The organism is Streptomyces sp. NPDC002088 (assembly GCF_040296605.1).
In the GTDB taxonomy this organism is placed as follows: domain Bacteria; phylum Actinomycetota; class Actinomycetes; order Streptomycetales; family Streptomycetaceae; genus Streptomyces.
On sequence record NZ_JBEOXO010000051.1, the window covers coordinates 18915 to 28396 of the forward strand.

A 9482-nucleotide genomic window follows, 5' to 3' on the forward strand; every position below is an offset into this window, starting at 1 on the left:
AGACCGGCTTTAGTCCCATTAAATTCGCCGGGCCGACCATGGCCGAAAACTCATCGGGAGGCACACAAGTGCGCGACTGGGAAGACACCACCTCCGGTTCCGGCCGAGCGGCGCCGCGAACCCCTTATCTGACGACCGCGCCCGCGCCCGAGGGGCGACCGAGGTTGTTCTGCTTCCACCACGCCGGCGGCAGCGCATCGGCGTTCACCGTGCTGCGCAACACCATCGCTTCACGCGTCGACGTCCTGCCCGTCCAACTCCCGGGCCGGGAAAACCGATTGGAGGACATCAGGCCCGGTTCGATGGCCGAATTGGTGGCCGACCTCGACGAACACCTCGACCCGTACCTCACCGGGCCCTACGCCTTCTACGGCCACAGCATGGGCGCCCTGGTCGCCCACGATCTGACCGCCCGTCGGCAGGCTCGCGGCGCCACGCTCCCGACACGGCTCATCGCCGGAGCGGCGCGGGCACCGCATCTGTCGCCGGCGTTCGCCGCCGCCTACGCCGACTCGGACGACGACCTGGTCAAGAAGATCATCGGAATCGGCGGCATGTCCCCGGACCTGCTGCAGTACCCGGACTGGCTGCGCCCGGCGCTGGAGCTGACCCGCGCGGACCTTCGTCTGTGCACTACCCGCACCGCGCTGCCCATCGAACCGCTGGCCTGCCCGCTCGACGTGTTCTACGGCGCCGCGGACCCGCTGGTGTCCGAGGAAGACGCACTCGCGTGGACCGGGATCAGTTCGGTGGACAGCAAGCTGCACCGCTTCGAGGGCGGGCACTTCTTCTTCCTCCAGGAATCGCCCGCCCCGTTCGCGGCCCGGCTCACGACCCTGCTCCACCGGACCCGGGACCTCGTACGCGAGCACTGACGCACCGCCGCCGTGCCCGGCCCGCACCCCGCACGGCGGCGGCCCGATCACCGCACGAACGAATACGAGCACTCGCGCCGATGGCCGGGAGCGGCGGGAAGTGAATCCGCCGTACCCGGCCATCGCTGTGTGCAGCCCCGTACCGCGTCAGACGACGCCGGCCAGATCCTGCAGATAAGCGCCGTACCCAGAGGTGGAGTTCTCGACAATGCCCTTGCCCAGCAGGGCCAGTTGCTCGGCGTCGATGAAGCCCATCCGGAAGGCGACCTCTTCCACGCAGGCCAGCCGGATGCTCTGGCGCTTGGCGAGGATCTGCACGAACAGGGACGCATCCATCAGGCTGTCGTGTGTACCGGTGTCGAACCAGGCGCTGCCCCGGCCGAGATCGACCAGTCGCGCCCGGCCCTGTTCGACGAAGATGCGGTTCAGATCCGTGATCTCCAGCTCGCCTCGGGCCGACGGCTGGAGCCGGGCCGCGAGGTCCGCGGCCTCGTTGTCGTAGAGATAGAGGCCGGTGACGGCAAGGTTGGACCGGGGCCGGGTGGGCTTCTCCTCCAGCGAGGTGATCCGCCCCGCGTCGTCCACAGTGGCGACGCCGTACCGTTCGGGGTCCGAGACTGGATAGCCGAACAGTGTGCATCCGTCCAGGCGACTGCGCTCCCGCCCGAGTATCTCCGTGAACGCATGGCCGTAGAAGATGTTGTCGCCCAGGATCAGGGCGACCTGCTCGTCGCCGATGAACTCCCGGCCCACGCGCAGCGCGTCGGCGAGACCGCGCGGCTCGTCCTGCGCGGCGTAGGCTATCTCGATGCCCAACTGCCCGCCGTCACCGAGCAGATTGCGGAAGCTGTCGAGGTGCTCGGGGTTGCTGATGACGAGGATCTCGCGGATCCCGGCGAGCATGAGGACGGACAGGGGGTAGTAGATCATGGGCTTGTCGTAGACCGGAAGCAACTGCTTGGACGAGACGGCCGTGATGGGCTGCAGCCTGCTGCCCGTCCCTCCCGCCAGGATGATTCCGCGCATGTGGACACTCTCCTCGCTGATGCTGGAACTCGGCTGGGCCGGGCGGTGGTACGGCCGCCGGCGTGGGTGATCAGCTGGCCTCGGCGTGGACGCCGCGCAGCGACCGCCACCACTCCGGGTTGTCGCGGTACCACTCGACGGTCTGCGTCAGGCCCTGCAGGAAGGGGACCTGCGGCGCGTAGCCCAGGGCGCGCAGCTTGCTGTCGTCCAGGGAGTAGCGGCGGTCGTGGCCCAGGCGGTCAGCCACCCTGCGGATGCGCTCCGGTCCGGCTCCGCAGGCGTCGAGGAGCATCCGGGTCAGCTCCAGGTTCGTCAGCTCTTCGCCGCCGCCGATGTTGTAGACCTCACCGCGCCGTCCCTGTTCCAGGACCAGTTGGATGCCCCGGCAGTGGTCGTCCACGTGCAGCCAGTCCCTGATGTTGAGGCCGTCTCCGTAGAGCGGGACCGTGCCGCCCTCCAGGAGACTCGTCACGAACAGCGGGATGACCTTCTCCGGGTATTGATAGGGACCGTAGTTGTTGCTGCACCGGCTGATGCTGACGTCGAGTCCGTGGGTGCGAGCGAACGCGCGCACCAGCAGGTCGCCGCCGGCTTTGGCCGCGGCATAGGGGGAATTGGGGAGCAGCGGGCTGTCCTCGGTCCACGATCCCTGGTCGATCGACCCGTAGACCTCGTCCGTGGAGACGTGCACCACACGGGGGACGCGCGTGACCCGCGCCGCCTCGAGCAGCGAGTGCGTGCCCGCGACGTTGGTGCGTACGAAGTCGGCGGAACCGCTGATCGAGCGGTCTACGTGCGTCTCCGCAGCGAAGTTGACCACCGCGTCGTGCCCGGACATCACGTCGGCCAGCAGTGCCGTGTCACAGATGTCGCCCCGGACGAACTCCAGACCGGGGTGCGCACGGACCGGGGCCAGGTTCTCCAGGTTGCCCGCGTACGTCAGCTTGTCGAACACCGTGACCTGGGCGTCCCGCACGGACGGGTAAGCGCCCGTCAGAAGTTTCCTGACGTAATTGGAGCCGATGAATCCGGCTGCGCCGACGGCGAGAATGCGCATGGGTACGAGACCTCTTTCGGAGAGTCCCGCGAGTCCGAGGCCGAACGCCGGAGCCGCGGGGCGAACGTGTGGATCGGTGCGGGCCGTGCCGCGCCGGTCTGGAAGCCGCGGCCGCGCTCAGCTCGCCATGGAGAGATCCAGTTCGCGATCGGACGTGAGGATCGCCTGGTGCAGCCGGCGCAGGGACCGGCAGGGCTCGAGGCCGAGTTCGGAGCGGAGCACCTTCTGGGCGGTGCGGTAGACCTGGAGCGCCTCCACCTGACGTTCGGAGCGGTAGAGCACCAGCATGAGCTGCCGGTAGAACGACTCGCGCAGCGGATAGTCGGCGATCAGCCCGTACAGCAGCCCGATGACCTCGCGATGCCGGCCGAGAGCGGCGCGCGCTTCCACCGACTCCTCCAGGCACTGCAGACGCTCTTCCTCCACCCAGGCGGCGAAGGAGCTGAGCACGGGCCCCTCGGCGAGGCCGTCCAGAACCTGGCCGCGCACGAGGGACAGTGCGCTCTCGAACTCCTCCAGCGCCGCCTCGTGTTCGGCGGCCTGCTGGTGGGCGTGGCCCCGGCGCACCGCGGCCCGGAAGTCCTCCAGGTCGAGGGCGGCGCCGTCGAAGTTCAAGAGGTACCCGGCCGGCCTGGTGACGATCGCGCGTCCCTCGATGTCCCCCGCCGACACCAGGAACTTGCGCAGTTGAGAGATGTACACGTGCACCGCGGCAGCCGCGCGGCGGGGCGGCCTGCCCGCCCAGAGCTCGCCGATCAGCTGTTCCTTGTTGATGAACCGCCCCGCTCCGACGAGCAGGGTCGCGAGCACCATCTCCATCTTCGGAGCGCTGAGCGTGAATTTTTGTGAACCGTCAATTATTCGAAGCGGCCCGATTATCTCGTATCGCATGAATACCTCGTGGAGTCGGCGACCAAGGGAGCATTTCCGTCCGGTCGTGCACCGACTTCACTCTCGCTCACACCTGCTGTGAACACATCCGAGAAACCGCCTAGGTAAATCCAAGTGGCCGGATGTCGCCTCGGCACAGCTCGGACTCAGCCAACTCCAGCCATCTGGAGACCACATAACGAACATCCTCGTCCGCTCCCAGCGCGCTTGGGTGGATATCACGGGCGTCGACGGCGCGCAGCCGTGACGACAGTCACGCGCCAGAACGGGACTGAGCGATGAGATTCGGCCTCTGCGACCGAGTCCACCTAGGTAACGAATGCGCAGCGAGCCTCATGTAGGTAGATCAAGTACGCAACCTGAAAAGGCCGTGACGCAGCACGGCAATACATGAGTAGGGACCGATCGCACCTTCGGCGATCGGTCCCTGAAAGAAAAATGGCAGGCCCTCGAACCCCGGTCGATAAACCGGGCTCGGTCGACAGCGCACGCAGCGCGCGACGGAGCGGGGGGCACCTGTTGCCCGCACCGCCGGGATTCGCCGCTTTCAGTCGTCCACTTCAATTACGCGCGCTCCGACATCGGGGCCTTCCGCGTCCTGTGGTGCGCGGTGCGCAAGGCGCGGTACGCGGTTCAACGCTGTGCCAGCACCTCGACCGGCCGCAGCGCGCGCAGGGCGGCGGCCAGCAGTTCGCCACGGTCGGATTCGGTCAGACCTCCGCCACCGGCGGCCTCGACACCGGCCGCGCCGTCGCTGGCGACGACGAAGGCCGAGCGGGCCCGGACACAGGCCGCCTGCGAGGGCCGCGGGCCGGCCAGAGCCCCGATGATGAACGCCTGCTTCTCCAGGATGTCCGCCTGGCGCGTGTTCTTCCCCAGGGCATGGAGTGCGGAGGGATCGTCGTGGAAGAAGGCGAATTCCTTGAGCTCAGTGGTCAGGTCGATGATCGCGCCGAGCAGTTCGGCCGGCGGGGCGCCCTGGGCCGCGCGTTCGGCGATGTCCGCGTAGGCGAGGACGGGCTTGGTCAGCAGCGCGTCCAGGATCTCCTCCTTGGACTTGAAGTGGTAGTAGATCCCGGCCTTGCTGGTCCCCAGCTGGCTCGCGATGTGAGCGATCGAGGTACCCGCATAGCCCTGCTTCGCCATCAGCTCCCGGGCGATGTCGAGAATGCGCGCCCTCGTACCGCCGCCGTCCTTCTCCTTCACGGTCTCCTCCTCCTTTCCCCAAGCGTACTTGACGATCGGTCGGTAACTGAAGAGAGAGCAGGGCAGAGGTGGCGCTCCTCACGTACGACCGACCCCCGGACGGCATGACCCAAGGCCTCGGCAGGTTCGGACGGGTGATCAGGACGAGCGGGACGAGCAGGAGAGGCCCGATTCGCAGCCATATTGAATAAAGCGGCTACGCTGACTTGACGATCGATCGGCTTGGGAACATAATCGACAGTGCGTAGCTGACAGAGGGTCGACCGCCGACAGCGGAACGGCCCGCCCGAAGACAGGCCACGGCGGGTGTGCGTACGTGCCGGACGCGGGCGAGCGAGATACGGCTACGCGTGGTCCGAAGGCGGTGGATTGTCCTCTCTCCCCCAGAGCACCTTGCGCACCAACTCGGCCCGCGAGCGGACGCCGACCTTGCTGTAGATCCGCGCGAGATGGGCGTCGATGGTGCGCGGACTCACCCCGAGCCGGTGGGCGATGTCCTTGGTTTTCAACCCCTCGCCGGCGAGCTGTGCCACTTCCCGCTCACGCATGGTCAGGGGCAGCAACACCGGCATCCCACCCTCCTGCGGGGATGGTTGATTGGGCGCGCGGACCGTCTCCTCCCCACTCGATGCGGCCCGGCCTCCGGCTCCCGCTCCCACTCCGGCTCCCACTCCGGCTCCGGCTCCCGCTCCCACTCCGGCTCCGGCTCCGGCTCCGGCTCCGGCTCCGGCTCCGGCTCCGGCTCCGGCTCCGGCCGCCAGCATGTCCGCCCGTGCCCTGGCAGGTCCTTGGTCGCCAAGGACTCCCTGAGCGGCCTGGTAGTACGGCGTCGCGTCCCCGGCCTGGTTCACCAGCACGTGCCCGCGGGCAAGCAGGGCATGTCCACGCGACTCCCGCAGCCCGACGGCGGCCGCCACATCCGCCGACCGCGCCGCCCAGCGTTCCGCGTTCACCTGATCACCGAGGGCCCCCGCTGCCGCGGTGAGCAGTTCGTAACCCCGGGCTTCGTACACCTTCGCCGGACCCGGGCGTTCCCAGACGCTCTCCCACGGGGCCAGCAGTTCCAGCACGCCGGCGCCGTCCCCGGCGGCGAGCGCCGCCTCGGCACGCAGGATCACGGTGACAGGAGTCCAGAAGTTGTCGTCGGCCGACGGGTGCCCGGAGCCGGAGAGCGCCGGAATCAGGTCTCCGGGCCGTGCGGACGCGGCGGCCATCAGCGCTTCCGCCACACCCGCGTAGTCCCGCCTGCCGATGCCCTGCGCGGCGGCGCTCGCCTGCTGCGCTATGTCGAACGCCTCGGACAGTCGGCCCGTCTGGTAATAGATGAGGCCCAACAGGACCAGTGTGACGGGCAGTTGGTGCGTATCACCCGTCTTGTGTATCGCCGCCTGCGCTTCCTGGGCGTGCGCCTGCGCCGCTCCGTAACGCCCCACCAACGCCTCGGCCCAGCCCATCATGATGAGGAACTCCGCCAGCCCGACGGTGTCGGGGCCGGGAGCGGTGCAACCGTCCAGGGCCTGCGCGCAGGCGGCGAGGAGGCGTTGTCCGCCCTCGATGTCGCCGTCGAAAACCGCGCACAACGCACGCATGGCCTGGATGCCGAAGGCGCACACCGGATCGGTCTCACCGAGCCATCGGGCCAGCCCGTCCACCTCGACACGATCTGGAACCGTTCCCACAAGGACGCCGACCAGTTGGCCGTAGACATGGATCATCGCGGTGGCCGCAGGGTTGCCCCTGCCGATCCTGGCCTCCTCCTGGGCGAGCAGGGCTCGTCCGCTGTCGACGTCGCCGAGGGAGGCCTGCAGGCATGCGAGGGTGGCGGCCGCCATGGTGCGCGAGCCGGTGGAGTCCTCGTCGAATACCGCGAGCAGTTCGGTGCCGATGGCGAGTACCCGCTCGCGCTCGCCCCCCGCGGCAATGGCCTGCAGCACCCCACGCCACACGCTGGTGGCGACCGGCGCGCCGCCTGCCGTGCCACCGAGGATGCGCTGCGAGCGCAAGGCCGCGATCAGCCAGCGGGCGGCGAGGTCCGGCTTGTCGGAATGCAGGGCCGAATCGGCTGCCGCGATCAGCGTTCGCACGGCCGCCGCGTCCTCGGCGCCGGCTCCCTCGATGTGCGGGGCGAGCGCCATCGCGAGCTCGCCCCGCCCGGTGAGGTGAGCCAAAGCCCGGCGGTGCGCGTCGTCACGCCACCAGGCGCCCGTACAGCCGTAGAGGCAGTGCCGGACGAGCGCGTGCCGAAACGTCAGCCGACCGTTGCCTGCCACTCGCACCACATCATGACGACGCAGTTCGCCCAGCGCCCGGGACGCGGTCTCCAGATCGACCTGGGCGACGGCTGCCACGATGGAGGCGTCGAAGGTCTCGCCGAGCACCGACGCGGCGTGTGCGACGAGGCGCGCGTCGCTGCCGAGCCGGGACAGCTCCGTGAGCAACCGCGCGCCGAGTGGCCCGTATGCCCACGCCTCGGCGTTGTCCGGACGCGGGGTGTCGTTCCGGGCCAGCGCCGTGACGTAGAGGGGATTGCCGTCGGCTTCCCGGTGCAGCCGGGCCAGATCCGGCGAGGCCGGGTCCTCGTCGAGCAGGACCGCGCACTGTCGGATGGTCAGCGGATCGAGATGCACCGACCCGGCATAGCCGAGGTCGTGCCCCTCCTGCAGAGCAGCTCGGAGCGCGACCGGGCTCTGCCGGGGGCGGTACGCCACCGCGAGCGCGAGCCGCTCCTCCACAGGCCAACGGATGAGGATCTCCAGGAACTTGATCGACCAGGGATCCGCCCACTGCACATCGTCGAGCACCAGCAGGCACCCGGCCGGAGCCGAGACGAGGCACTCGGACAGCAGCCGCCGCTGTTCGAAGAAGAAGTCCCACGGCGGGATCTCCTCCGCGGATCCCGCCGACTCGGCCAGCGCTCGGGTGAGTGCCCTGATCCGGCCGACCAGTTCTTCGTCACGGTTCCGGTCCGGAGAGACGGTCCATGCGGTGAGTGCCTGCAGAAAAGGATGAAACGGTACGTCCGCTTCCGCTACCGAACACCGGGCCCGCAGGACCCAGACGCCGCTGCGCCGAGCATCCCGGGCGGCCGCATCGAGCAGCCAGGTCTTGCCACTTCCAGGATCGCCGAGTAACTCCACCACACCATGGCCGCGCTCCGCTGCCGACCGGACCAACTGGGTCAACTGGGCTAATTCCGCTGTCCGTATTGTCTGTCGATCAACCGGACTCGTTCTCCTCGACTTCGTCACACATTCCCCCGGTTCTGCCCACTAGGCGACAAGGCATTGAAACCCTTGATGTTCACCATGTCGAACCGATACGCCCCAAGCGGCGTTTGCCAACATACATGCGAGTCGACAGGCGCCGATTTCCCCAGGACAAAAAGATCAACCTCTGAAGTAAAAACTTCGCCATAATCGGAACCCATTACTCCGGTCGGCCATCAGGGCAGGACAAGGACGGTGCCACTGTCCAGATGCCGTCGTCGGCGCACGCGACATCGCTCCGGCTCCACCCTCCGACGGAGTCCGCGGATCCCAACCCCACGCCCCTCCCTCCGGACGACGGGCCTTCGGGCACCGCTCAAACCCGAGGATGTACGAGCCGTCTTCGCGTTGGCTTGAATACCTCTTGACCTGCACCGCACACCCTGGAGGCGCCCCGGGGCCGGCCTTCCCCCTCGGTGCATTACTACCGCAATCGGCGGACAGCCTCCAGACCGGCCTGAAGGCGGCCGCGCACGGCGAAGCCACCTCGAATGAACCGGACGATCACCTTCCACCCAACGAACCGATAGACCTTTTCAACACCCTCCGCCTCGAACCTTTGCGGACCGGCCCATGCTCGGGCAAATCCGCTGCTCAGTTACCCCCTTTCGAAAATCGCCCGCAACTTTCAGCGATCACCACCATCCCTGCACCCCCAGGTGCGGCCGATTGGGTTGAGCTTCAGCGGTAATTAAGAACTCATGGGTAAAAAGAATTCCGTTCACGAAATGACCGGCGAACCGGTCGTACCGGACGGTAATCACGCGGCTTCCCTGCTGCACCCGGCCACGGCGCCGGCACCCGCTGAGGCGATGCCGCATGCCGCAGACCGATCGACTGTACGAATTTCCGCCATGTCGGCTCGCGTGTCCGGATGCGTATGCGGCTGGCAACATCCCGCAGATGAAGAGGAGGAAGGATGAACGCACCACACGCGTCGGAGTCCGGACTGCCCATAGAGCCGGTCTACGGGCCGGAGGCGCTGGAGGGCTGGGATCCGGCGGAGAGTCTGGGTGAGCCGGGGGCGTATCCGTTCACGCGTGGTGTGTACCGGTCGATGTACACCGGCCGTCCGTGGACGATGCGTCAGTACGCGGGCTTCGGTACGGCGACGGAGTCCAACGCCCGCTATCAGCAGCTGATCGCGAACGGCACGATGGG

Annotated in this window: 7 protein-coding genes; 2 read left to right on the plus strand and 5 right to left on the minus strand. The window is 68.0% G+C overall.

Annotated features, from left to right (window positions below):
* Positions 1-68: 68 nt before the first annotated feature.
* On the plus strand, positions 69-875 hold the full coding sequence (locus ABT114_RS48120) for a thioesterase II family protein (protein WP_351153130.1): 807 nt from the start codon (positions 69-71) through the stop codon (positions 873-875).
* 147 nt (positions 876-1022) lie between these two features.
* Here the strand turns inward: ABT114_RS48120 and rfbA are convergent, their stop codons facing one another.
* From rfbA to ABT114_RS48145, 5 genes are all read right to left on the minus strand, one after another.
* Positions 1023-1901 (minus strand): glucose-1-phosphate thymidylyltransferase RfbA, encoded by an 879-nt coding sequence (gene rfbA / locus ABT114_RS48125; protein ID WP_351153133.1) that lies wholly within the window; start codon positions 1899-1901, stop codon positions 1023-1025.
* A 70-nt stretch (positions 1902-1971) separates the two neighbouring features.
* On the minus strand, positions 1972-2958 hold the full coding sequence (rfbB, locus tag ABT114_RS48130) for a dTDP-glucose 4,6-dehydratase (protein WP_351153135.1): 987 nt from the start codon (positions 2956-2958) through the stop codon (positions 1972-1974).
* A gap of 117 nt (positions 2959-3075) precedes the next feature.
* On the minus strand, positions 3076-3777 hold the full coding sequence (locus ABT114_RS48135) for an AfsR/SARP family transcriptional regulator (protein ID WP_351153138.1): 702 nt from the start codon (positions 3775-3777) through the stop codon (positions 3076-3078).
* Positions 3778-4482: 705 nt separating this feature from the next.
* Positions 4483-5055, minus strand: coding sequence for a TetR/AcrR family transcriptional regulator (locus tag ABT114_RS48140; protein WP_351153140.1), 573 nt, complete (start codon positions 5053-5055; stop codon positions 4483-4485).
* Positions 5056-5399: 344 nt separating this feature from the next.
* Positions 5400-8303 carry a helix-turn-helix transcriptional regulator gene (locus ABT114_RS48145; RefSeq protein ID WP_351153143.1) on the minus strand — a complete coding sequence of 968 codons (2904 nt, stop codon included), beginning with the start codon at positions 8301-8303 and terminating at the stop codon, positions 5400-5402.
* Between the two features lie 937 nt (positions 8304-9240).
* Here ABT114_RS48145 and ABT114_RS48150 point away from each other — a divergent pair.
* Positions 9241-9482: methylmalonyl-CoA mutase family protein (locus ABT114_RS48150; RefSeq protein ID WP_351153146.1), on the plus strand; the 242-nt coding region annotated here is incomplete at its 3' end.